A 24,969-nucleotide genomic window follows, 5' to 3' on the forward strand; every position below is an offset into this window, starting at 1 on the left:
ATAGATACACGACGTTATGATGCGTGACTAGTATAAATTCTTCTTGCTTGCTGTGCCTACGCAGACAGAGGCTACAAAAAATTTATATCAGTCACGCTGTCTCTTTTTTATATTGAACTGGCTATATCAGCACCTATGCTTTAATGACATGAAGCGATAACCATTAAAACGATCGTAAGGAATGATTATGACCTATACCTTTAACCGCCAATACCCTGCCACTCGTCTGCGCCGCCTACGTTATAACGATAATGTACGGGCTATGATTCGTGAAGTAGAGCTACATCCTAAGCATTTCATCGCCCCCGTATTTGTCTTAGAAGGCAACAACCAGCGTGAAACCATCGCTAGTATGCCGGGTGTTGAACGCTTGTCAGTTGATTTGCTGATTGATTATGCCAAGGAATTATTAGCAGAAGGTGTCACTACTATAGACATCTTCCCTGTCATTGATAATGCCTTAAAAACGCCTGATGGCAAAGCAGCCTATGATGAAAATGCCCTGACTGCACGTACGATAAAGGCGGTCAAAGACGCTGTGCCAGAAATGGTCGTCATGACTGATGTGGCATTAGATCCTTATACTTCACACGGTCAAGACGGCCTGCTCGATGATAGTGGCTATGTCATCAACGATGCAACCATCGAAGTATTGGTCAAGCAAGCGCTCGTCCATGCCCGCGCAGGTGCTGATATCATCTCTCCTAGTGATATGATGGATGGTCGTATCAAAGCCATGCGTGATGCGTTTGAAGCAGAAGGTTTTGTGAATACCGCGATTATGGCCTACTCAGCCAAGTATGCCTCTGCATATTATGGTCCATTCCGTGATGCTGTCGGCAGTGCTGGCAATCTAAAAGGTGGGCATAAGAAACAATATCAGATGGACTTTGGCAATCGTGCTGAAGCACTGCATGAAGTCGCCATGGACATTAACGAAGGCGCTGATATGGTCATGATAAAACCTGGTCAGCCATACTTAGATTTGATTCGTGAAGTCAAAAATACCTTTGGCGTACCAACCTTTGCTTATCAGGTCTCTGGCGAATATGCCATGCATATGGCTGCTATTCAAAATGGCTGGTTGAGCGATGCGGTCATCTTAGAATCTTTGATTGGCTTCCGCCGTGCTGGGGCTGATGGTATCTTGACGTACTTTGCACTTGAGGCTGCCCGCCAATTAAACAATGCTTAATAGCAATTAAATGGCCTTTTATATCGCAAAAATCGCCCCAGCTGCTTCATAGTCGCTGGGGCGATTTTTTATACTGCAACTCTATTTGAGGCAAAAGATTTTTATTGTGCTTACGAAGTATCGATATTTATAACTGCTCACGATTATGCGCTGTCGTAAAATCAATAGCAGGACCAACAGGTATGATACGAGTGGGATTGATATTGGCATGACTGGTGTAGTAATGCTGCTTGATATGCGTCATATTCACCGTCTCTGCAATACCTGGCACCTGATATAAATCACGCAGATAGCCCCACAGATTTGGATAATCAACAATGCGATGCAGATTACACTTAAAATGCCCAACATAAACGGCATCAAAACGCACCAAGGTGGTAAACAGTCGCCAATCGGCTTCGGTTATAGTGCTGCCTGTTAGATAACGCTGCTGTGCCAAGCGCGCCTCAAGTGTATCTAGTGCCGCAAACAGCTCAATCACGGCCTCTTCATAGGCTTCTTGTGTGGTCGAAAACCCAGTTTTATACACCCCATTATTAATCGTAGAATAAACAAACGTATTGATATCATCGATTTCGCTCAACAGATCTGCTGGCAAAAAATTACCTGCTACAGCACCAACTTCGTCGAAAGCTGAATTAAACATGCGAATGATTTCAGATGATTCATTACTCACGATCGTATTGGTCTTTTTATCCCATAAAATCGGCACTGTGACACGGCCTGTATAATCTGGCTTTGCTTTGGTATACAGCTCATACGCATAGTCTGCATGGATAACTGGGTCAGCAACGACGCCTGCACCATCTGCAAATGTCCAACCGTGCTCACCCATATAGGGATTAACCACGGATATTGGGATGAGGTCTTCTAAACCTTTGAGCTTACGATAAATCAAAGCACGATGCGCCCAAGGACACGCAAGCGACACATATAGATGGTAACGGTCAGATTCGGCTTTAAAGCCCTCAATACCTGTTAGCCCTGCCCTGCCATCCACGGTCACCCAGTTTCTAAAGCCTGCGTCTTCACGCTCAAAACGTCCACCGTTGGCTTCTGTCTCGTACCATTTGTCTTGCCATTGTCCGTCTACCAATAAGCCCATATTATTCTCCGACTATTTCTAATTTTCATTTGACGCTGTTAGGCATGACTGAATCTAAGTCATTACTATTATGACTCTCACTTCAGTTAGAGAGATATCATACCAGTTATAGGCTCTTATTCATTATAATTAACAATAAAAACTAAACTTATTAAATGATATATTTAGTAAATATACACAAAAAAATATTCTGTAGTGCTTAATATAGACTTCAATTCTAAATATTATGATAATAAAATAAGATTATGATAAAAAAGACTTGCAAAGTCTGAGAAACTTGCTAAAATGCTCAACCTAAATAGGCGTATAGCTCAGTTGGTTAGAGCGCTACCTTGACATGGTAGAGGTCAGCAGTTCGAGTCTGCTTATGCCTACCAAATTTAGAAAGCCCCAATCTCACGATTGGGGCTTTTTTTGTCCGTAAAATATGGGCTGTAAGGGGAAAGGAAACTATACGTCGATTCAAATTTCCTCTTCTCTCACTTTCAGCAAACGTCATCAAAAAACATGTCTGCCTAAATTGTGCCTGCTCTCTATTTCGCCTATCTTTCAGAGTAGCACTTTCGACCTCTACCCTAAATTATTTAAAACACTCTCAAGTGGCACAACAGGCGATTCATACGATAATGCCTTGGCTGAAATCATCAACGGGCTATATAAGTCTGAGATGATTGAGTACCTAAAAGAGCAGTGGCATGGGGTTAACGATGTTGAACTGGCAACCCTTGAATGGGCGGCACTTTGAGCACAGCTCTCGTCTTGCGAAGCAAAATCGATAACTAATCTATTTTTAACGCTTCTAAGGTTTAATAAAGCCCGACTGCATAGTGCAGTTGATTATGTCTCACCTTTTGAGTTTGAAAAGCGGTATTATGATAATTTAGCCCTGTCAGGCATTGCTGATTGACTTAAGTAAACAGTCTCCGATATAGCCCGACAGATCACTACCCTTAGGGAATTCGAACATGATCCTGAAACTTAACGTCAAACTCCATTATCGACTCTCCGCGCCAATGGACCTTTTACTTCAGATCGAAGCCGCCGATCTTGTGGATCAGCGGGTGCGTTCGACCGAGATTTGGACATCAGACGTTGCGCATTTTTCACGGGTCGCCGCCGATGATGGCATAGGAGAGCGGATTTGGATCCGCGCCGAAGGGGATTTTAGCTGCACTTACATCGCAGAAATTGCCGTTGACCGTCCTATCTTGGACATATCGGCACTGCCCCAAACGCCACTCCACCTTTTGCCCGGAGAGACGATCAAACATTTGATGCCGTCTCGCTATTGCCCGTCAGACGAGTTCCAAGCCTTCGTGGACGCCGAATTTGGCGATCTCGCTGGCGGCGCACGGATTGCCGCGATGCGTGATTGGATCGAATCGGCGTTTAGCTATGTGCCTGGATCGAGCCACGCACAAACCACCGCGCTCGACAGCTTTGTTCAACGTCAGGGCGTCTGCCGCGACTTCGCGCATGTTCTCGTGACACTAGCGCGTGCGTCGTCGATACCCGCTAGGTTCGCGAGTGTTTATGCGCCTGATGTGACGCCACAGGACTTCCATGCCGTGGCCGAAGTATATCTCGGGGGAAGCTGGCACCTCATTGATCCGACCGGCATGGCAGATGCCGACACGATGGCACGCATCGGTGTTGGATCCGATGCGTCCAGCGTCGCGTTCTTGACCTCGTTCGGATCCATGGAATTTGTCAACCAATCGGTATCCGTGACCAGACAAGCTTAGTATCCTGACCCTAGGCATGCGGGCCTGCGATTAAGACACTGACCGCCGCCATCACAGGAGGGAGGCGGCAGTGGTTTTGCTCAATCGGTTTCGCGCTCTTCGCCCTGCGGATCAAGGACAAGGTAAGCATGCCATGTTGCGTGTCCAAGAATAAAGCGAGACCAAGATATGCTACAAACGAGTAACGGCGTTGGTGTTATTGTCTCAAGACAGATGTTGTCTCTCATGCACGATAAAAACTTTACTAAAGCGTCTCAGGCTGCTGCCTTTTTAGGACTGATCCCTATTAATTCTCTAAACCCATTTTCAAAGTGGTGTATTCGTTCAATGATTTATCAGTATATGTTCGGTGCACTATACAGGCATCGAACTGCTAGTGTTAGATATGAACTTAATGACTATAAAATCGACAGCATGGGTCATTATGATCGAGCTGTCTGATTAAAACCTCCCATGTTAGTTTCTACAATTTCTTCAGAATAGCTCAATTGACATTATAGTTTAGCGAACTGGATTGCACTCAAAAAAGATCACATAAAAGTAGGCAACGTCGTTTTATGGATCACTTGCCTAACTGACAAGTGAGTATGTATGTCTTTAACGCTCGTAAGCTTATGTAGCTTACGAGTAAATTCTTCATAACCGTTGAGGTCTGGGCTTACCACCTCTAATAAGTAATCGTAAGAGCCCGAAACAACATGTCCATTAATCACCTCATCCATCTCAGATAACGCTTTTTCAAAGGCTATAATTGATTCTTCTTGATGGTTGCTCAGACTAACTTCTACAAAAAAGCTCATCGTAATACCAACTTTAGCTTTGTTTACGTTCGCCTGATAGCCCTCTATATAAAACTCATCTTCTAAACGTTTCAAGCGTCTGGCACAAGGTGAGGGTGACAACCCTATTCGCTCGGCTAATTCAGCCGTTGATAAACGTCCTTCTTTTTGAAGCACTTCCAAAATATGACGATCAATCTTATCCATAAATTACCTCTCTAGCGTTTTCAGCCAAAATTTTACAGTTATTTAGCATTATCCATCAAATAACTATGAAATTGCAATCAATAAACAGAGATAAAGGCGTGGCTTTTGATTGATAATTGATTTTTAAGTACAAGCATAAGAAATCAATATGAATACAGTATTTCAGTCCTCACCACGTAAAAAACCCTTATTCATAATGTCGCCGCTAATGAAAGGCTATATGGCTATGATTATTGTGTTATTTATCTGGTCAGGCTTTGCATTAACTGTTCGAGCTGTTGGTGCGTCGTCGTTAAGCATTGCTGATGTCATGTTAATTCGATTTAGCGTGCCCCTACTTTTATTGACGCCATGGGTATTGTCTAGTTTGAATGAAATCAAAAATATTAGATGGTCTGATATCACGTTTATTATGCTTGGCGGTGTTCCTTTTCTCTTGCTAGCCACTTTTGGCGCGAGCACTGCTCCAGCAGCTTACGTTGGCACTATTTTGACAGGGACGCCAGTATTCTTTGCCGCACTCTTGTCCTTTATTTTTTATCGCCAACGAATCTCGCTGAGTAAATTTTTGGCATTTCTTCTTATTCTCTTTGGCATAGCCACTATGATTGTCGGGAATGCAAGGTCAATACCTAACAGTCTTCTACATGGCGCAGCCTTTTTACTGATAGCGAGTCTGGTTTGGGCGGGTTACACCTTAGGCTTAAAAAATACGAAATTGAGTCCAATAGCTGTTGCTATCGTGCTTTCTTATACGTCATTCTTTATGACATTAGTGATGGTTCTATCTGGTATTTTGAAGACAAATCTAGGGGTGATTTCTTTTGACGACGCCCTACCTTTTATCTTAGTCCAAGGCGTTGGTGTTGGTGTCATCTCAACCATTGGATTTTCTTATGCGGTCAATAAACTTGGTTCGATTCGCTCTTTGTTACTTGGCTCGCTTTCTCCCGGATTAACCGCATTACTCGCAGCGTTGATACTTCATGAAGCCTTATCAATCGTAATGATATGCGGCATAGTGTTAAGCACAATTGGCGTCATTTTGTCTAATCGAGCGAAATAAATGAGGACATGTCCTCATTTTAAAAATGAAGATAAAAAAGAAATAAACTACCGTCAAACACTGTTTGGCAGAATTTAGCCACCTCTATACCAGTTAGATTACTATTATTCGAATTGCTAACATGCCTTAGTATAAAGTAAGTATACGGGAGGAGTTTCATCGAATATGTGTACTACAGTGCCCAGGTAACCCTCCCAAACTTAAGACACCTAATAAATAGAATTAAGCTGCCTGACACCGTATCTGATTTATATAGGATTGACTATACATGAGAGTTATTCATGCTCGGCTTAATACAAAAAAGCCAGATGCGTAAGGCATCTGGCTCATTGAAAACCATCAATCTATTTTAGAACGAGACATATTAAAAAATCATATGAGCACATAGTGCAATAATCGGTAATGAAATAATGGTTCTTAATAGAAAAATGACTAATAACTGAAAAAAGCTCACTGGAATCTTCGTTCCTAAAATCAATCCACCTACTTCTGACATATAGATCAATTGAGAAACTGATAAGCAAGCGATGACAAATCGAGTTAACTCTGATTCTATTGAAGAACCGATAATAGCAGGTAAAAACATATCGGCAAAACCTACCATGATCGTTTTTGACATTTCTGCTGCAAAAGGTATATTCAATAACTCCAAGAAAGGAATAAACGGCATACCTAAATAATCAAATACAGGTGTTTCTTCTGCAACGATTAAGCCCATCGTCCCGATTGCCATAACGACAGGTAATATTCCGATCCACATATCCAAAATATTTTTTAACCCATCCTTTAAGAAAGTATAAAAGCTTGGACTTTTTTCTGCTTTGTGAACGGCTTTATGTAAACTATGGGTAAATAATGTTTTTCCTTCAGGGATGGTTTCATGATCTCTATCACTGTTTTCTACTACATACGTATCTTCAATTCTAGATAAAGGCAGTAATCTTGGTACTATTAAAGCACAAACGATCCCGCATAAAGCCACGACCCCAATCATATTGAGAAAGTAAGTTTCTAGCTTAACCTGAGAGATGACAACCAAACAGAATGTAATCGAAACTGCTGAAAAGCTGGTAGCAATAACGGCCGCTTCTTTTTTGGTATAAAATCCGCCTTCCAACTGTTTATCAGTTAGCAATACGCCAATCGTGCCATCACCCAACCATGATGTTAGACAATCTACAGAGGACCTACCGGGCAAACCAAATAAAGGTCTCATCACTTTACTTAATAAAACACCAAAAAATTCTAACAAGCCAAAATCGAGCAATAACGGTAGCAATAATCCAGCTAAGAAAAAGACGATAAAAAGTATTGGCATTAACTCATATAATATTAAGCCGCCAATATTGTCTGAATATATTGCCTCAAACCCAAATTTGAAATAGGTAACGACCACAAAAAATGCACCAAGCATTCTAATAATAAGCCAAGGTGTTGTGACATTCAGTAAGTTGTTTAAAAATGCATTATTCAAAATCAATGAAGGTTTCATGATTTTAGTATACAACGTACAACACAGTGTAATCATAATTGAGATTACAACAAGCAATGGTAAAATATCACCCATGTACCCTTGTATATAATCCTTTAACACAGAGATAGGAATGGTGAATCCTTCTGCATATGATACAAATTTACCATCTACATAGGGAATTGGAAATACGAAAAGCATCAAACCTATTATAGAGGGTATAAAGAATTTTAAAAATTGTTTGATATTGATATTGCTAACATCTTGACTTGAAGAACTAGCTTTAATAATGTCCATATTATTGTTACTCGCAGTCCATTTTTTAACTAACCTAAATATTTTCAATACATATATTTAGGCTAGATGCTTTAACTTATTTTAAATATTTAATATTAGTAATTCTTTAAAAGAGACTGTGTCACTTTTTCTAAGATTTTAAATATTCTGGTTGAGTCATCTTTTGAATTATTATACAAAGGATTGATTTCTGCCATTTCCCAACAGCATACTTTCTTATTCTTGATTAACTCTATGTTAAGTTGCATGGCTTGTTCGTATGACAGGCCATTCATTGCAGGCGTACCGGTTCCTGGCACATACAAAGGGTCAACGCTATCAACATCAAACGAGACATAAATGTGATCACAATATTCTAGCTTCTTAAAGATTTCCTCTACTGTGGAACTGATGCCTTTTTGAGTTATCTCAGCAACGCTATATAAAGGGATTTTATGTCTTCTAATTAAATCCATTTCTTCTTCTTGATAATCCCTAACAGCACAGAAAACCACATTCTCTGGCTTGATAGATGGTTCGCTTGATGCCATGAATTTCAATCTCTCCCAATACTCTGTTTCTTTTTCAGAGAGCTCATTGCGCTGACATTCTAGATTGTCAATGGCACACGCCATGGCTAAAGGCATGCCATGCATGTTGCCTGATCCACTGGTATAGGGTGAATGAAAGTCAGCATGTGCGTCTATATAGACCACACCAATTTCAGCATCAGGATGCGCCATTTTTAGACCATGCATCGTTCCTGCGCAGCTAGAGTGGTCTCCAGCTAAAACGATGGGGAATTTATTCTCATTTCTGATATCTTTTATTTTATGTGCTAACTTAGAGATAATCGGTTCAATCACATCAGCATATTTTGCATGCGCAAATTGTGATTCCCCTTCACTATTACTATCATCCTCAATACTGTCGAATTGCAATTTTTCAAAATAATCTGCATTAAGCTCTTTTGATGACGCTTTTAATGCATCAATGCCTAGAGAAGCGCCTTTTTTATATCCTGCAATATCCGAATAAACTTCTACTATTCTTATGTTTTTCATCATATCAGTCATGATTTTGTCTCTATTAAATAAAATAATTTTTACATCAACTTAAATTCATTTTTATATATTAAAGCTCTTGAAAATTAGCAGATATATTTAAAAAATAAACATATCCATAACTGTCCAAGAGCCTTGCTAAATATAGATAAAATTTAAAAAATGATGCAGATTTTAAACGCTACACAAAATGAGAAGTGCTTATCATTTTTTTGTACTAATTACTGTTGTATCAATAGCGATTGTATTAATCACTTACGACATAGCCGCAGCCACCGATTCAGCTTCATTCGTCACTAAGCTATGATCTTTGCTATGCTCTTTCACTACCGAATATAGGTTTTTAGGGTCAGCTTGCTGAGGGATCATATCTAAAATCTCATACCCTCCCTGCTTTTTGATCAAGTCACGCAAAAATACCAATGCCGTAAAGTCTTCTGATGCAAAACCAACACCATCAAACACGACTAGATCATCATCTGACGTTCGAGCTTGCACTTCACCTTTGAGGATGCGATGAAATTCAGTAACAGGGAAGTCGTTTGATAAATTTTGGATCTCCCCCTCAATGCGTGTCTGAGGCTCAAACTCTACAATCACATGATCTGCTCGCATTAATATGTTGCTATCCAGCTCTGTTTTGCCAGGACAATCACCGCCTATCGCATTAATATAAACACCTTTTGTGATTATATCGTCGCGTAAAATAGTGGCATTGGTTTTGTCAGCCGTACAGGTAGTGATGATCTCTGCACCTAAAACAGCTTCCTCTAACGTACGACAAACAATGATGTTCAAGCCTGAGTCTGCAAGATTGTCAGCCGTTTTCTGTGATGCCGCTGGATCAATATCATACAAACGAACTTCTGAGATACCCATGATGGCTTTCATACCCAAGGCTTGAAATTCAGACTGAGCGCCGTTTCCTATTAACGCCAGTTTTGTAACGCCTTTTGGCGCACAATGTTTGGCCAACATAGCTGATGTGGCAGCCGTACGTAATGCCGTCAGGATGCACATTTCTGTCAGCAAAATAGGATACCCAGTCTCGACGTCAGACAAGATACCCATCGCTGCTACGGTCTGCAAGTTTCGTGTGGTATTAATCGGATGACCATTGACATATTTACAAGCAAACATCTCTCCATCGCTGACTGGCATCAACTCGATGACACCGTCTTTGGAATGCGAAGCAAAGCGAGAAGATTTTTCAAATTGATCCCAACGAAGAAAATCTTGCTCTAAAGCATCCACTAGATCTGTAATACATTGCTCAACGCCATAATCATGAATCATTTTAGCCATCGCTTGTACACTAACGAATGGCACGCCTTCCTTGGGTGATACGATAAATTTAGACATTAATGCTGTTCCTTTTCATGAATATTGTTTGTTGAACCGACAATTAATATCCTACCAACTATAATTGTCAGTTAAAATGTCAATAAGTTATTAAATATGGACGTATTTTTGACATATTGTTAAGTGCTACTTAGCATAATGTCAAAATTCAATGAAGGAAGCGTTTTTATGGCGTATTACACTTATGATTCTTTAGATAGCGAACTGATATCTGAACTTCGACAAGATGGTCGAGCAACCATCTCAAACCTTGCTAAAAAACTCAAAGTCTCTCGTGCCACTATCCAAAACAGATTGGATAGACTGATGCATAACGGCGCTATTTTAGGATTTACGATTCGAGTGCATGAGGCACTAGACAAAGAAACCGTCAAAGCAATGATGATGATTGAAGTAACAGGAAAGTCTACGTCACAAGTGATTAGGAAACTGCGGGGTATCCCGCAACTGATTAAGCTACATACGACCAATGGAGCGTGGGATTTAGTAGCAGAAATACACACCACAAGCTTGAGAGAGTTTGATGAAGTGCTGCGTCAAGTCAGAGAGATTGACGGCATTCTGAATAGCGAAACCAGTGTTCTGCTTTCGAGTTTGTAATATAGTCAATCCTTTGTAAATTGGATACGGTGTCAGTCACGCTCTAAGGATGTAATTCCCTAATGAGGAATTGAATGTCTGGCTGTAGCCCACGTAATTTCAATGGATATAGGCTTTTATATTGAGTTAGTGTACATCTGAATGTACTCAATTGGCTTGATGGTTTTTGACTAGGTTATTAGGTAATCATTAGAGTATAGACCTCTAAAACTCCTACGCTTCAATGATCGGGGCGATTCACCGCTTACTATTTAAAATAGGTTTCAGTACTGGCAACCCAATAAAGACTCGTATATTTTTTTAAAGGTACAGTTGCAAGTGTACGACCTTCATTATCAGTGAATTTAATTTGAATGCGCATGAATACAGGTAATACGCTTCATATTTTTATCAGTTATACGCAGAGAATAAGCAATAAAAACAATACAGTGATGTACTGACAGCGATATTCAAGAGGCACCTATTCTCATCCATATAGTCACGCCTGTGTAGGCAATGATTTTTGATGATGCAGGACATACAAGTGCAGTTAGCAACCAAGGCAAGTAGTGATATAATGCCCCAATTATCGATATTTTATGAAAGGTTTACATTATGGCTCGTACAGCTAGCGCATTGCATATTTTAGTAAAACACAAAGAGCAGGCTGAAGACATTATTGCCAAGCTTAAAAAAGGCGCCAAGTTTGATGTACTGGCTAAAAAACACTCAACCTGCCCATCAGGTAAAAAAGGCGGCAGCTTAGGTGAGTTTGAAAAAGGCGACATGGTACCGCCATTTGACAAAGTCTGCTTCAGCGGCGAACTCTTCACCCCACATTTAGTGAAAACCAAATTTGGCTGGCACGTGGTTAAAGTGCTTTACAGGACGTAAGCACTAGCGCCGGAGCTTTGAGTGGTAGCTGACTGAAAAATGCCTTATCCTGACTCATATACGATCTAAAGCAACTTACAATCTAATGTCAGTGTCATAGCTAATAACATAAGAGGCTATCCTAGATTTTTTTACTTATCTAGGATAGCCCCGCTAACTATCATCTAAGATATTATGGACAGAGTAGAGGTCAGCATTTCGAGTCTGCTTATGCTTACCAAACCCAGAAAGCCCCAATCTTAAGATTGGGGCTTTTTTTGTCTGTAAAGTGTGCGCTGTAGAAGGAAAATTCGTACTTGAATCACATCCTAAGCACAACTATTTAATCAAGAAATATAACTATTAATTGATAAGGAATGATAAGCCTAAATTACCACCTTGATCACCACTGTTACCACCGAAAGCACTATTTAATCCAAATTTACCATCTACCGTCGTATAGTTAACCCCTAGCGCATAGCCTGTCTCACCAGACCAAGTACCTCCTGCTAAGCCAACACTAAACTTACCTGGAACGTCTGAATACTTAAGACCAGCAAATGCTAATGATGATGCTATTGCCTTATTTTGACGATCCTCTAATGCATTAATCTCACGATCTGTATAACCAAATGCTTCAGCCTGACTTTGGAACAATTGACCACCGTTCACGGCATCAGTTGAAGTAGCAGAGAGCTGACCTGCGCCTACATTTCGTACCACGTTACCGCCCATATTAACTGCAGCACCCTGACTAACAGTGAGTGACTGCGATACTTCTAGGGTTTGCGTATCTAGGTTTTGCGTACTGATATCATCAGGTCTAAAAGTATTGGTTAGAACTAACTCATTGGCAGTCACAGTGCCCGTTACTGATAGGTTACCAGTCGTATTTATATCACCAGTATTATTGATACCGTTCGTAGTCGTTTGACCTGTTGCTGTCAAATCGGTCGTCGTCACACTGTCTGTACTGATAGCACCTGTGTTAGCAATACCGTTCGTAGTCGTTTGACCTGCCACACTTAACGTATTACCTAATGTAGCCGCACCAGTATTCGTTAAAGTACCTGAGTTGGTTAAATTACCTGTGTTGGCTAGAAGACCGGTGTTACGAATACCATTGGTAGTCGTTTGACCTGCCACGCTTAGCGTGTTTTGTAAGGTAGTTGCACCAGTATTCGTTAAAGTACCTGAGTTGGTTAGGTTACCAGTGTTGGCTAGCAGACCGGTGTTAGCAATACCATTGGTAGTCGTTTGACCTGCCACGCTTAGCGTGTTTTGTAAGGTAGTTGCACCAGTATTCGTTAGTGTACCTGAGTTAGTCAAGTTACCAGTGTTGGCTAGAAGACCGGTGTTAGCAATACCGTTAGTAGTCGTTTGACCTGTTGCTGTAAAATCAGTAGTAGTCAGACTGTCTGTACTGATAGCACCTGTATTAGCTATACCATTCGTGGTCGTTTGACCCGCTACGCTTAGCGTATTTTGTAAGGTAGTTGCCCCAGTGTTCGTTAGTGTACCTGAGTTAGTCAGGTTACCTGTGTTGGCTAGTAGTCCAGTGTTAGCAATACCCTTCGTAGTCGTTTGACCTGCCACGCTTAGCGTGTTTTGTAAGGTAGTTGCACCAGTGTTTGTTAGCGTGCCTGAGTTGGTCAAGTTACCTGTGTTGGCTAGAAGACCGGTGTTATCCAAACCATTGGTGCTAGATTGGCCTGCAACACTTAATGTGTCTTGTAGTTCAGTAGCGCCAGTATTGGTTAGCGTGCCTGTGTTAGTGATGTCACCGTCGTTAGCAAGAAGACCGGTGTTATCCAAACCATTGGTGCTAGATTGGCCTGCAACACTTAATGTGTCTTGTAGTTCAGTAGCGCCAGTATTGGTTAGCGTGCCTGAGTTGGTTAAATTACCTGTGTTGGCTAGAAGACCGGTGTTATCCAAACCATTGGTGCTAGATTGGCCTGCAACACTTAATGTGTCTTGTAGTTCAGTAGCGCCAGTATTGGTTAGCGTGCCTGTGTTAGTGATGTCACCGTCGTTAGCAAGAAGACCGGTGTTATCCAAACCATTGGTGCTAGATTGGCCTGCAACACTTAATGTGTCTTGTAGTTCAGTAGCACCAGTATTGGTTAGCGTGCCTGTGTTAGCGATATCGCCACCGTTAGTGATGTCGCCTGAGTTAGCTATATCACCTGTGTTACCGATACCGTTAGTAGTAGTTTGACCAGTCGCATTGAGGGTAGTAGTTCCAATATTGCCAGTGTTCGCTATACCAGCTGTTGTAGATAAACCTGTAACACCTAACGTACTGTTTATCTGAGTCGGCGCATTGCTGGTTAGACCATTAGTAGTTGTCGTACCTGTAGTGACGGTATTACCAGTCGTCTCTGTATTACCATTGACTTTTAGATTAGCTGGGTTTGTGGCAGTACCTACTGTGGTATTGCCATTTAACTGAGTTGCGCCGTTGTTGGTTAAAGTACCAGTATTAGTAAGACCATTTGTATTAGTTGCACCAGTTGTCGTAAGGCTACCAGTAGTAATATTGCCAGTATTAGTGATGCCATTTGTCGTGGTAGCACCATTAACATTTAGTGTGCTGTTTAAGTCAGTTGCACCAGCAACGTCCAATGTGTCGCCTAAGTCAGTAGCGCCTGCTACTGTTAAAGAACCACCGTTAGTACCAGTGTTTGTAATAACCAAGTCCGAATTTAGTGTAGAACTAGCAGAACAGTCTACTGTTCCACTCCCACCACTCTCCGGTCCACATTGTACTACGTCTGGATTACCAACTGCCATAACTGGTGATACAAAAAATGCGCCTGTCGCTGTAGTAATCGCTATAGCCAAAAGCTTGCGCTGAAAATTGGTTTGCATAATATTTCCTCTCTGAATTATTTAATGAAGTGCCAAAAATGTTTTGTTAAAAGAATGTTTTATCGACCTATCGCAAAAGCAAGCCCACCCTGATATAAGATGTCATCACTTCCAGCATATGCAAACCCTCCTGTTAGCTTATAATTACTTTCCTTACTCAAATATGTTATGCCAATTGCCATGGCAGTATTGCTTTTAAAGTTTCCTACTCCGATCATACCTGACAGCTGACCAGGTCTAGCCACTGCGTCTGAACCGTTGGATAAGGCAGCTGACATCGCTATGCCTTTGTAAGCAATTTCATCACCTTGTCGTGAATATTCACGTGAGTATTCGTACACTTTTGATAACTGTCCAACATTCACAGCATCATTATAATTAACACCTGGAGATACATTGGTTATTCTGGTATTGGCAGCATTTATGCCATTGTTGGACAGACTAGGACCATTGTTGATTTGAATGCTATTTACCTGAATGTCGTTGTTTAGTCCTACACTAATGCCTTCACTTGTCGTTTGAACAGATACATTCTGATTGGTACTCTTCACTGCAATCGTATCGCCTAACTGATGTGTAGTGCTATTTGTACCATCGTTAAATGTAATTCCTTTAGATATCTTAGTAGTATTCTGCTGAACTACTGAATCTAGACTAGCGACGTTAGCAGCCGTATCGACCAAATCGTTTGTGTTTCTAGCAATAGCTGTATTTGCTGTTATTAAGTCATCGCTGTTTTTAGCGATAGCCACATTCGCCACATTCAAATCATTTTTGTTACTTGAGATATCATTTGAATTCTGAGATATCACTGTATTTGCTGTTATTAGATCATCTCTGTTTTTAGCTATACCACTGTTTGCGCTAACTAAATCTTCTGCATTTTTTAAAATATCATTGCTATTTTTAGCTATCGTACTGTTCGCTGTCACTAAGTTTTCACTATTTTTCAGGATATCGCCTTTATTTTGCGAAATCTTAGTATTGGCAGTGGCTAAATCATCTATATTTTTTGAAATCTTAGTATTGGCAGTGATTAAGTCATCTGTGTTTTTTGAAATATTAGTATTGGCATTGATTAAATCATCCGTATTTTTCGAAATCTTGGTGTTAGCGTCGGCTAAATCATCTGTGTTTTTCGAAATCTTGGTATTAGCATTGGCTAAATCATCTGTGTTTTTCGAAATCTTAGTATTAGCATTGATTAAGTCATCCGTATTTTTCAAAACATTGGTATTAGCATTGGCTAAATCATCCGTGTTTTTCGAAATCTTGGTATTGGCATTGATTAAGTCATCAGCATTTTTTGAAATCTTGGTGTTGGCATTGATTAAATCATTCGTGTTTTTTGAAACTTCAGACTCAATAACAATGAGCTTACCCACGTTTTGTGAAATGATATTCGTATTGCTAGAAATCGCGTTATTGGCCGTTACTAGATCACCAGTATTTTTAGCAATTCCTGCGTTTGCTATTACTAAATCACCAGTGTTTTTGGCAATCCCTGCGTTTGCTATTACTAAATCATCAGTATTTTTAGCAATACCTGCGTTGGCCGTGGTCAATGCACTTGTATTGTCGGACACACTTGTGTTGATAGTACCAAGAGCACTTGCATACTGAGCGATCGAGCTAGTATTTTGAGAAATTGCATTATTGGCTGTCACTAAATCATTAGTATTTTTAGAAGTGGCGGCCTTAACAGTGACTAGATCAGTCGCATTAGATGCAATGTTGGCCGTATTTGTCGAAATAAGAGTATTAGCAGTGGTTAAAGCATTTTTGGTATCATCGATTTCAACTTTGGCCGCAGCAATATCACTCTGATTTTTAAGTGAAATATCTCTATTTAGTGAGGTATTCATCGCAACAGAATATAACTGACTACCATTGACACTATCTGAGGAGGTTTGGGATATTTCACCAGCTGCTACGTTTTGAATTCTACGTTCATTATTGGCTGATCCTACTGATATAACACCGTTTGCCGTACTTGCTGCAAAGTTATTGTAATCGATGCTACCTATTACTGTATTGGCCACTCTGCCAGTGTTTCCAGCAGTCGTCGTATTGCCTTGTTGTCCATTAACTTGTAACAGCTGTGTACCGACACTATCGCCTGCCGTCGCAACTGTGTTGTTGCCTAAATAGACTGAGTTTTTGACTGTATTACCTATTGGTATGGCGTTACCAGCGTTATCAACTTGCCCTGTGTTATTAATATTAGAACCCAAAACAAATGTATCACTTGAGTTGATAATATTATTATTTCCAAGTGCATGGCTGTTCGCCACAGTATTATTTACTGCTCTGCTAGTAGTGGTAGGACTCGTAGCTTTTATAATATTAGACTGTCCAATGGTCGATGAACTTGCTGCTTCAACGATATTATTAGAACCAACCGCTGTCGTTCTATTCGCTAAAGACTCGTTAGACGCTCCTACAGATAATGAGTTGGTACCATTAGCAATAGCATTGCGACCCAATGCCGTTGCATTCTCTCGAGTGGCTTGTGCGTTTTGTCCCATTGCGGTGCTGTTTGCGCCTGTCGCTAGAGCAACTGCGCCAACTGCTGTACTGTTTTGAGCCAACGCCACACTGTCGTAACCTATTGCAGTGGTACGGTCTGCCGTTGCTTTACTTTGTGCACCATTTGCTGTTGAGCCAAACCCTGAAGCAATAGCTCTACTACCTGAGGTGGTTGCGTAAGATCCTGATGCTGTGCCTTCAAAACCGGTGGCGGTGGCTTCTAGACCAGTTGCCTTCACATTGACACCAGTTGCTGTTGTATTAACAGCAGTGGCTTTCGCATTGCGACCCAACGCCGTTGCATTCTCTTGAGTGGCTTGTGCGTTTTGTCCAGTTGCGGTGCTGTTTAGACCTGTCGCTAGAGCAACTGCGCCAACTGCTGTACTGTTTTGAGCCAACGCCACACTGTCGTAACCTATTGCAGTGGTACGGTCTGCCGTTGCTTTACTTTGTGCACCATTTGNCTGTTGAGCCAAATCCTGAAGCAATAGCTCTACTACCTGAGGTGGTTGCGTAAGATCCTGATGCTGTGCCTTCAAAACCGGTGGCGGTGGCTTCTAGACCGGTTGCTTTCACATTGACACCAGTTGCTGTTGTATTAACAGCAGTGGCTTTCGCATTGCGACCCAACGCCGTTGCATTCTCTTGAGTGGCTTGTGCGTTTTGTCCAGTTGCGGTGCTGTTTAGACCTGTTGCTCTACTGCTCACACCGGTTGCCGTTGTATTCTCTTGGGTAGCTTGTGCATCTTGTCCGGCTGCTGTGCTATTTAAGCCTATCGCTCTGCTGCTCACACCTGATGCTGTCGTATTTGTATTGGTGGCTTGTGCGTCTTGTCCATTTGCTGTGCTGTTTGCGCCTGTTGCTAGAGCGTTCACACCAGCTGCTGTTGTATTTACAGCGGTAGCTTGTGCGTTTTGACCCATTGCCGTTGCATTTTCTTGAGTGGCTTGTGCGTTTTGTCCAGTTGCGGTGCTGTTTGCGCCTGTCGCTCTACTACTTACACCAGCTGCTGTCGTATTTGTATTGGTCGCCTGTGCACCTTGTCCAGTTGCTGTGCTGTTTGAACCTGTCGCTCTACTGCTCACACCGGTTGCCGTGGTATTCAAGGCGGTGGCTTGTGCGTTTTGTCCGTTTGCTGTGCTGTTCGAACCAGTCGCTCTACTACTCACACCGGTTGCCGTGGTATTGATGGCGGTAGCTTGTGCATCTTGTCCGTTTGCTGTGCTGTTTGAACCTGTCGCTCTACTACTTACACCAGCTGCTGTCGTATTTGTATTGGTCGCCTGTGCACCTTGTCCAGTTGCTGTGCTGTTTGAACCTGTCGCTCTACTACTCACACCAGCTGCTGTCGTATTTGTATTGGTCGCTTGCGCATCTCGTCCAATTGCAGTGCTGTTTCCACCCGTTGCTTGAGACTGTGCGCCATAGCTACTTGAATTTGCACCGCTTGCTATGGCGCTCTCTCCAATAGCGGTACTATTTGCTACTAATGCTTGAGAACCATTACCGATGGCAATCGCTGTTGGGTCTGATGCTGTCGCGGCATCTCCATTGTTACTGTCACCAGCCCCTAGTATCTGTCCACCACCAATAGACACTCCCGATTGTAGGTTACCTGCTCCATCAGGACCTAATGATACTGATGAAGTACCAGCTCTATTTTCAACAACAACAGCTGCACCCTCTGTTACCTCGACATCACCGACGAACTCCTGCCCACATGACGGCGCATCTGCGGCATCAGCATCCAATGCAAGTGTAGTAAATCCAAGTGCAATACCTGCTGCTTGAGTCACTAGTGAGCCAACAACAAGTATAGAACCGCCAGCCCCGGCACCAAAAGGTAACGCCTGTATTGCTTCACCAGCTGCTTCTACAGCTATTGCAGCTAAATCAACACCTATCTGAGTATATTCTAGAGTACGAATTTCATTATCAATAGTTTCTGAACATTTTCTATTAGTTCTATCTGAATATCCTGATGACCCTGGCCCTGGCCCTGATCCTGTAGACTGTGGAGCCGTACCACCTACTGGTGCAGTTGGCAGATCATCTGGCACAACTACGGGTGCTGGTGGATTGTCTATACTGTCTATTAACTGATCTATATAAGGCCGGTTGGTATTGAGTTCATTAGTGTTAGTTTGTGTTTGAGCTTCATTTGCAGTGATCCGATCACGATTACTAACAATGACCTGACCCTCATCAAAGTATTCGTAGCTATTATCAAGAGGACCTAACGCATATGATGGAAAACTGACTGCACTCATTGCCAGTATTAGAGCCGTCCTTTGTAAAATAGGTGTTTTAGTCGTCTTCATCATGATGCATACTCTATTTTGAATAGGAATTCATTACAGCATGGAACAAAAATATTTTTGTACATGCTCTATAGATACTTCATATAAGGGTTTACAGAAAGTTATTTGAGAAAATGCTGAATAAATTGTACCGATATGAAAAACATTACTTCTTTAAATAGGTCTTTTTGATGATGTAAATAAAAGTTGTTTTAATGTAATTAAAACTAAGTGACTATGTAATATTATTATTGTTTTGTAAGCATTGCAAGCATATATTTATATAATCGAATATTTATTAAATCTGAGAGAATATGGCCATAAAAAGACAGAACCACATATCTGAAATTTAAGAAGGTGCTATTCGCATGTTGATTCAAGCGCCAAGCGACTATATCTCTACATCGTCAGCCATCATAAAAGTATGATTCTCTCTAATAGAAAAACCTTGGCTCTCTACTTATTTAAGATTGACCGCTCTCACGACACTCCTAAAGTCATCATGCAAGCCATTGATTTATATCAATTCGATGGCGATAGAATGCCTTTAGAGATGGTCACTCAATTAACCATATCGCATCGCCATTGTTCTCACGGTATAGAGCTATACCGAAATCTATTAGGGGTCTGTGCTGAAATCTCTAGAACTACAGATAGACTGCAATTTATAGGCATCACAACTTAACGCCTCAAATTCAGCCTTAGTAAAGTATTGAAGTGTGGGTAAGAAGCCTCCTATTACATCAGCAACACCTTATGGCACTTTTATATTCTGAACGGCTTGATTGAAAACGGATAATGATGGCACTGGTTAACGTTAGTCTTTTCAAATTAAGCATGAGTGATCCTGTTTATCATCGTGATATCCTTATCAAGTATGTTATCTATTAACATCTCAAATCTAACAAGATTGTTGCAGGCGTCAGTAGATGCATTCGAGTCATTGATGATGCCTACTGTGACAATTCGGGGCGCGTTAGGACGTGTACTCAATCTGAACGGAAACGACTACATGAGCCAAACATAGATAAATCTTGCCAAACAGTGTTAAATAGCGGGTCAACAAAAATTTATAGCTTATTTTGGTACAAAAATGGTGTTCCAATTTTATTTACTGAGTCAATGGCATTAGAAATTACTCAAAAACGCTAGAAAACACCGCCAACAAGTGGATAATGATAGGTCGAATCTTCTCAATTCCAGTTTATACGCTCATAAAAACCAAATATGGTCAGTCCTCTATAAATCAGATACGGTGTCAGGCTCGCTTAGTCTACTATTTGTAGTACTTTCCCTTGCCTTCCTTGTATCCAAATTATATTGAACCGACTATGGTTAACGAGCGTTCAGTGAACTGGAGTCATTATCAGTTAGTAGAATAAAAGGATTTAACATGCGACTGTCATCATTCATGCAAAAAATGCACAAACGCAACCCTAAACTGGGCAAAGTCGCCTCGCTTGCAACGGCGACAGGTGTGCTTGCTGGTAATAGCTTAATCGTTGCGCTACCCGTATGGCTGATGGGTGCTACCAAAGTCGTGACCGGTGCAGCGATCGCTGATGACACGATGATCAAAGTGACCAATTATTGGATAAACAGTAATAACGCTTTAATCGATAATATCTTGCCAGAGAAAGACTGGCGTATCAGCCTACCCGATGACGTCAATATGCAGGGCAAATACCTACTGATGAGTAATCATCAATCATGGGTAGATACCAGTATCGTGCAATATATTAGTGAAAATCGCTTACCATTAACGCGCTTTTTCACCAAGTTTGAGCTGATATATATTCCTGTCATTGGTCAAGCTTTTTACTTTTTAGACTTTCCTATGATGCGTCGGCACTCTAAAGAAGCGATTGCTAAAAACCCAGCCTTACAAGGTAAGGATATCGAAGAAGCAAAACGCGCATGCGCCCTCCTCAAAGACAAACCCTTTACCTTATTGAACTATTTAGAAGGGACGCGCTTTACCCAAGACAAGCATGACAAACAGCAGTCACCTTATAAGCATCTGCTCAAGCCTCGCGCGGGTGGTCTCTCATTGGCGATCAATGCGTTGGGTAAAGAGATGGATGGCATCTTGGATATGACCATCGTTTATCCTGACGGGGTGCCGACGTATAGTGATCTGTGGAAGGGCAACATTAAGCGTTTGGGTGTCGACGTGCGACATGTCGAGATACCTGATGCACTATTTGATGCAGTCAAAAACGGTGGTTATGAGAATGATGAGGCCATCAAGGCGCAAATGTTTGCTTGGATAGAGGAAATGTGGCATCAAAAAGATCAGCGTATTAGCGCTATGCTGGCTGAATTTGATAACCGTCCTGACGTCTAAACCAATCAATAGAAAAGTTAATAAATAAGGCTTATATATTTTGATACTTTGACCCCCACATTAAAAAAGTGAGTGGGGTGTCAAAAAGCATGCTTGGTGGTTAGAGCATGACTATAGTTAGGTCAATACAAGAAAGAGACAGCGCAGAGAATATTAACTAGCTGTTTGGCAAGATTTAGCCGTTTTTAACCCATTTAGTCACTTTCGTTCAGATTGAGGACACGCCCTGACTCATCAAGGTATTTAAATATGAAACGTGCCAATCAATTACAGCCATTATCTCGCCAGCATCACCTTGGTCTTAACTTGTCTCGTCATGCGAAAGAATGCACTGACACGGTTACAGAGATTGCCAAGCACTGGCATAATCTCACCGCTTATATCGACGATATGCAATATCACTTTCAGATTGAAGATCATTTTCAGATTGAAGATCATTTTCAGATTGAAGACAACTTAATTGCTAATGCGTTAGAGCCTTATCGAGCATCTCAACCTGAAGTAGCATCGGTATTAGCGGCGCTTGCTGGTCAGCATAAACGCTTGCAGACCCTGATAGATGCGGGTCAAAAAACGGCGAGTCAGTCTCTAACGAGAGTACAAGTCAGAGAGCTTGGCACGTTACTATACGACCATATTCGTTTTGAGGAGCGCGAACTATATCCTATTGTAGAGAAGTATCTAACAGAGGATGAGCTGGATGCTGTTTATCAAGCAAGCCCAGACAGTATTAAGCGCTCAGATGAGAACCGCTAGAAATTAGAGTATGTTAAAAATGCGGTTTGCGTCGCTTCTATTGGCGTTAATTGAGCATCAGCGTTGATTTAGCTTATTGACAGTGGCAATCAAGGCGACCATGATGATACCAATGATAATAAGAATGCCGGACATCATATGTGCCGCTTCATAATTCAGCGCCTCAACTTGCTCATAGATAGCAATCGAGACGACTTTGGTCTCACCTGAGATACTCCCACCTATCATCAATACCACTCCAAACTCGCCAATGGTATGGGCAAAGCTAATTAAGCTGCCAAGAATAATACCAACGCGCGCTTGTGGCAATGCTACTTTCATAAAGCGCCTCAGACGACTTGGCTCCAATAAATGCGCCACTTCGATGACGCTGGCTGGAATGCGCAAAAACTGAGCGTAGACAGGCTGAATATAAAAGGGCAACGAGTAAATAATAGAGCCGATGACAAGCCCTTCAAAGGTAAAGATGAATGGGCTGATATCATGCTCAGCGAGCCATCTACCGATACCCACGTTGGGGCTTAATAGCAGTAATAAATAAAAGCCAATCACGGTAGGCGGTAATACTAACGGCAACGCGATAACGCCCATTAGTAAGACTTTAAAACGACTAAGTACTCGGCCACGGCTCGGTTTGGCGAGCCAATAAGCGACAGGCGTGGCAAACAGTAATAAGCATAAGGTCGTAACACTAGCGAGCTTAACGCTCACCCACAATGGACTGAGCATGTCTGCCATAAAAGATTGGGCTATCATAACGTCATTGCTCTTTCTTGGTCGTTGCTAGCCATTAATGATCGTAACAAGTAATATAGTCAAAATATACTAAAAACGCGACGGTCTTGCTGATATCAATTTTTTGTCGCCTCTGTCTGTGTAAGCACAGCAAGCAAGGAAAATTAATATCAGCAGTGCCTGATGGTTCAATATTACTTTTCACTCACTATATCATTCACAAAAATTAGAGTAGCAAGGAAAAAGAGTGTAAGTACTACGCATTGTAGGCCAAGCGATTTTGACACAGCTAATCGTATTTTTGGGTCTGGTATAAGGATAATGCTTGGTTATTTAACCATTAGATAGCCGGCTTGTGAGAAATAGTGTTGTCCTGCTTTCGAGCGTAAATAATCTGTAAAATCTGTAGCAATGAGTGCATCACTAATAACGATACCATCTTGCAAAATCGCTGGATAAGAGGCTGGTGCTAACGTGATGAATTGTTCGGGTTTGGCTTTGATAGCGATGATTTGTGACTGTGCAACAAAGCCATAATCCACACTACCCGTATGCGCATATTGAAATGTTTGGCCGATATTTTCTGCTTGTATCAGGCGTTTTTGCTTATTTAAAGTGTTATATAAATTTTGCGACTGTAAATAGGCTTGTGCCGATGCGCCATAAGGGGCAAGCTCAGGATTGGCGATGGCTATCTTGCCATTAGCGTCTTTTATTAATAAGTCACTCACTGCTGCTGGCTCAAGCCCATGCAATGACTTAGTGACGCTATATAGTACCAATTGACCTTGCGTATAAGTAAATGGTGTATAACTCTCATTATTTTTATCGTTGTCTACGACTCTTTCAGCCGCCAGTTTGGCAGGGAATTCTTGATTGGCAGATAAGAATATATCGTAAGGTGCCCCTGCTTTTATTTGCGCGTATAACTTACCTGATGAGGCATAAGTGACGTCAATATCCTGCGCCGCTAAGTTTTCATCTGTTTTATAACCGTCAATAATTTGAGGCAATACATCCGATAAATTGGCAGCAGCAGCGATACGCAGGGTTTGAGTTTGCTCAGGTGTCTGGCTAGCAGAATCCGTGTCAACCGTATTTTCTGATGTACAAGCGCTTAACGCTACTAGTAAAAATGCAAAGATAGGTGTCACTGCCATCAACTTAGCCATTACTAACCATCCTCGTTCTTAACCGTTATTGCTAAGCCACTTCGAAACATCATTGTCGTAATACTCTTGCTTCCATACCGGAATGTCTGCCTTAATCGTATCTAGTATCCAGCGGCAAGCATCAAAAGCGGGATAACGATGGGCAGAAACCACGCCCACCCAGACAGCGACATCGCCTATCTCTAAAGCACCAATACGATGGATGGCAATAGCATGAGTGATTTCAAAACGCTTTTTGGCTTCTTCGATGATAGCGCGACCTTGATTCAGTGCCAAGTCTTCGTAGCCATAATAGGTTAAGCGTTCAACGCTGGTGGCATTATTGTGATTACGTACTCTGCCCTCAAAGCAGACAAAAGCGCCGCAGCGATCATCGTCGAGGGTGTCTTTGAGTCGGCCTTCATCAATCGCCACATCCAATAACGCAAAGCCATCACGCTCAGCGATTAGATAGGCTTCGTCGATGCTACGCTTGATGGTCATTGAGTGGCTATGGACGTTATCTGTCATGTGATATCTCTATTTGCTGTCTT

General features: G+C 41.6%; 19 protein-coding genes, 1 tRNA gene and 1 pseudogene. 10 read left to right on the forward strand and 11 right to left on the reverse strand.

What is annotated here, in order from left to right:
- Positions 1-187 precede the first annotated feature (187 nt).
- Positions 188-1,195: a porphobilinogen synthase gene (gene hemB / locus IOD06_RS07305; protein WP_194620227.1), complete on the forward strand. Its 1,008-nt coding sequence runs from the start codon at positions 188-190 to the stop codon at positions 1,193-1,195.
- Positions 1,196-1,322: 127 nt separating this feature from the next.
- On the opposite strand, the gene IOD06_RS07310 is transcribed toward hemB, so the two are convergent.
- Entirely contained in the window at positions 1,323-2,300 is a 978-nt protein-coding gene (locus IOD06_RS07310; protein WP_194620229.1) for a glutathione S-transferase family protein, read from the reverse strand.
- A 300-nt stretch (positions 2,301-2,600) separates the two neighbouring features.
- Between IOD06_RS07310 and IOD06_RS07315 the strand changes: the two genes are divergently transcribed.
- The 4 genes and pseudogenes from IOD06_RS07315 to IOD06_RS13815 all read left to right on the forward strand — a co-directional run bounded on the left by IOD06_RS07315 (position 2,601) and on the right by IOD06_RS13815 (position 4,486).
- Positions 2,601-2,677: transfer RNA gene (locus IOD06_RS07315), tRNA-Val, on the forward strand.
- 218 nt (positions 2,678-2,895) lie between these two features.
- Positions 2,896-3,207, forward strand: a pseudogene (locus IOD06_RS13595) (hypothetical protein); the annotation flags it as partial.
- 58 nt (positions 3,208-3,265) lie between these two features.
- A complete protein-coding gene (locus IOD06_RS07320; protein ID WP_194620231.1) occupies positions 3,266-4,045 on the forward strand; it encodes a transglutaminase family protein in 780 nt (259 codons plus the stop codon).
- Between the two features lie 168 nt (positions 4,046-4,213).
- A complete protein-coding gene (locus IOD06_RS13815) occupies positions 4,214-4,486 on the forward strand; it encodes a transposase (RefSeq protein ID WP_194620233.1) in 273 nt (90 codons plus the stop codon).
- Between the two features lie 89 nt (positions 4,487-4,575).
- Here the strand turns inward: IOD06_RS13815 and IOD06_RS07330 are convergent, their stop codons facing one another.
- The gene (locus IOD06_RS07330; RefSeq protein ID WP_189584166.1) at positions 4,576-5,031 is read right to left on the reverse strand and encodes an Lrp/AsnC family transcriptional regulator; all 456 of its coding nucleotides are present in this window, start codon (positions 5,029-5,031) and stop codon (positions 4,576-4,578) included.
- A 148-nt stretch (positions 5,032-5,179) separates the two neighbouring features.
- Here IOD06_RS07330 and IOD06_RS07335 point away from each other — a divergent pair, with 148 nt between their 5' ends.
- Positions 5,180-6,097: a DMT family transporter gene (locus tag IOD06_RS07335; protein WP_227669946.1), complete on the forward strand. Its 918-nt coding sequence runs from the start codon at positions 5,180-5,182 to the stop codon at positions 6,095-6,097.
- Positions 6,098-6,461: 364 nt separating this feature from the next.
- Here IOD06_RS07335 and IOD06_RS07340 read toward each other — a convergent pair whose 3' ends face one another.
- The 3 genes from IOD06_RS07340 to IOD06_RS07350 all read right to left on the reverse strand — a co-directional run bounded on the left by IOD06_RS07340 (position 6,462) and on the right by IOD06_RS07350 (position 10,270).
- Positions 6,462-7,865, reverse strand: a complete 1,404-nt coding sequence (locus tag IOD06_RS07340; RefSeq protein ID WP_194620235.1) for a YjiH family protein — start codon at positions 7,863-7,865, stop codon at positions 6,462-6,464.
- Between the two features lie 95 nt (positions 7,866-7,960).
- Positions 7,961-8,920, reverse strand: coding sequence for an arginase (locus tag IOD06_RS07345; protein ID WP_194620237.1), 960 nt, complete (start codon positions 8,918-8,920; stop codon positions 7,961-7,963).
- A gap of 243 nt (positions 8,921-9,163) precedes the next feature.
- Positions 9,164-10,270 carry an ornithine cyclodeaminase gene (locus IOD06_RS07350; RefSeq protein WP_194620239.1) on the reverse strand — a complete coding sequence of 369 codons (1,107 nt, stop codon included), beginning with the start codon at positions 10,268-10,270 and terminating at the stop codon, positions 9,164-9,166.
- A 168-nt stretch (positions 10,271-10,438) separates the two neighbouring features.
- Here IOD06_RS07350 and IOD06_RS07355 point away from each other — a divergent pair, with 168 nt between their 5' ends.
- Both IOD06_RS07355 and IOD06_RS07360 read left to right on the forward strand, forming a co-directional pair.
- Entirely contained in the window at positions 10,439-10,870 is a 432-nt protein-coding gene (locus IOD06_RS07355) for an Lrp/AsnC family transcriptional regulator (RefSeq protein WP_020443938.1), read from the forward strand.
- Between the two features lie 594 nt (positions 10,871-11,464).
- Complete coding sequence (locus IOD06_RS07360; protein ID WP_010199082.1) at positions 11,465-11,743, forward strand: peptidylprolyl isomerase; 279 nt, start codon at positions 11,465-11,467, stop codon at positions 11,741-11,743.
- Positions 11,744-12,085: 342 nt separating this feature from the next.
- Here the strand turns inward: IOD06_RS07360 and IOD06_RS07365 are convergent, their stop codons facing one another.
- From IOD06_RS07365 to IOD06_RS07375, 3 genes are read right to left on the reverse strand one after another with little or no spacing between them, the layout of a single operon-like run.
- Entirely contained in the window at positions 12,086-14,596 is a 2,511-nt protein-coding gene (locus IOD06_RS07365; RefSeq protein ID WP_194620241.1) for a YadA-like family protein, read from the reverse strand.
- Between the two features lie 59 nt (positions 14,597-14,655).
- A complete protein-coding gene (locus tag IOD06_RS07370) occupies positions 14,656-17,664 on the reverse strand; it encodes a beta strand repeat-containing protein (protein WP_369075562.1) in 3,009 nt (1,002 codons plus the stop codon).
- Positions 17,570-19,450 carry a hypothetical protein gene (locus tag IOD06_RS07375; protein WP_194620245.1) on the reverse strand — a complete coding sequence of 627 codons (1,881 nt, stop codon included), beginning with the start codon at positions 19,448-19,450 and terminating at the stop codon, positions 17,570-17,572. Before IOD06_RS07375 ends, IOD06_RS07370 begins: the two co-directional genes overlap by 95 nt.
- A gap of 1,369 nt (positions 19,451-20,819) precedes the next feature.
- On the opposite strand from IOD06_RS07375, the gene IOD06_RS07380 reads away from it, so the two are divergent.
- Together IOD06_RS07380 and IOD06_RS07385 are read left to right on the forward strand one after the other, a co-directional pair.
- A complete protein-coding gene (locus IOD06_RS07380; RefSeq protein ID WP_189586591.1) occupies positions 20,820-21,773 on the forward strand; it encodes an acyltransferase in 954 nt (317 codons plus the stop codon).
- 249 nt (positions 21,774-22,022) lie between these two features.
- Positions 22,023-22,529, forward strand: coding sequence for a hemerythrin domain-containing protein (locus IOD06_RS07385; RefSeq protein ID WP_194620247.1), 507 nt, complete (start codon positions 22,023-22,025; stop codon positions 22,527-22,529).
- Positions 22,530-22,586: 57 nt separating this feature from the next.
- Here the strand turns inward: IOD06_RS07385 and modB are convergent, their stop codons facing one another.
- From modB to IOD06_RS07400, 3 genes are all read right to left on the reverse strand, one after another.
- Complete coding sequence (gene modB / locus IOD06_RS07390) at positions 22,587-23,285, reverse strand: molybdate ABC transporter permease subunit (protein ID WP_189586585.1); 699 nt, start codon at positions 23,283-23,285, stop codon at positions 22,587-22,589.
- Positions 23,286-23,593: 308 nt separating this feature from the next.
- Positions 23,594-24,436 carry a molybdate ABC transporter substrate-binding protein gene (gene modA / locus IOD06_RS07395; protein ID WP_189586581.1) on the reverse strand — a complete coding sequence of 281 codons (843 nt, stop codon included), beginning with the start codon at positions 24,434-24,436 and terminating at the stop codon, positions 23,594-23,596.
- 18 nt (positions 24,437-24,454) lie between these two features.
- Complete coding sequence (locus IOD06_RS07400; RefSeq protein ID WP_189586578.1) at positions 24,455-24,946, reverse strand: molybdenum cofactor biosynthesis protein MoaE; 492 nt, start codon at positions 24,944-24,946, stop codon at positions 24,455-24,457.
- Positions 24,947-24,969: the final 23 nt, after the last annotated feature.

The sequence above is a fragment of the Psychrobacter sp. N25K4-3-2 genome (assembly GCF_015351755.1).
In the GTDB taxonomy this organism is placed as follows: Bacteria; Pseudomonadota; Gammaproteobacteria; order Pseudomonadales; family Moraxellaceae; genus Psychrobacter; species Psychrobacter glaciei.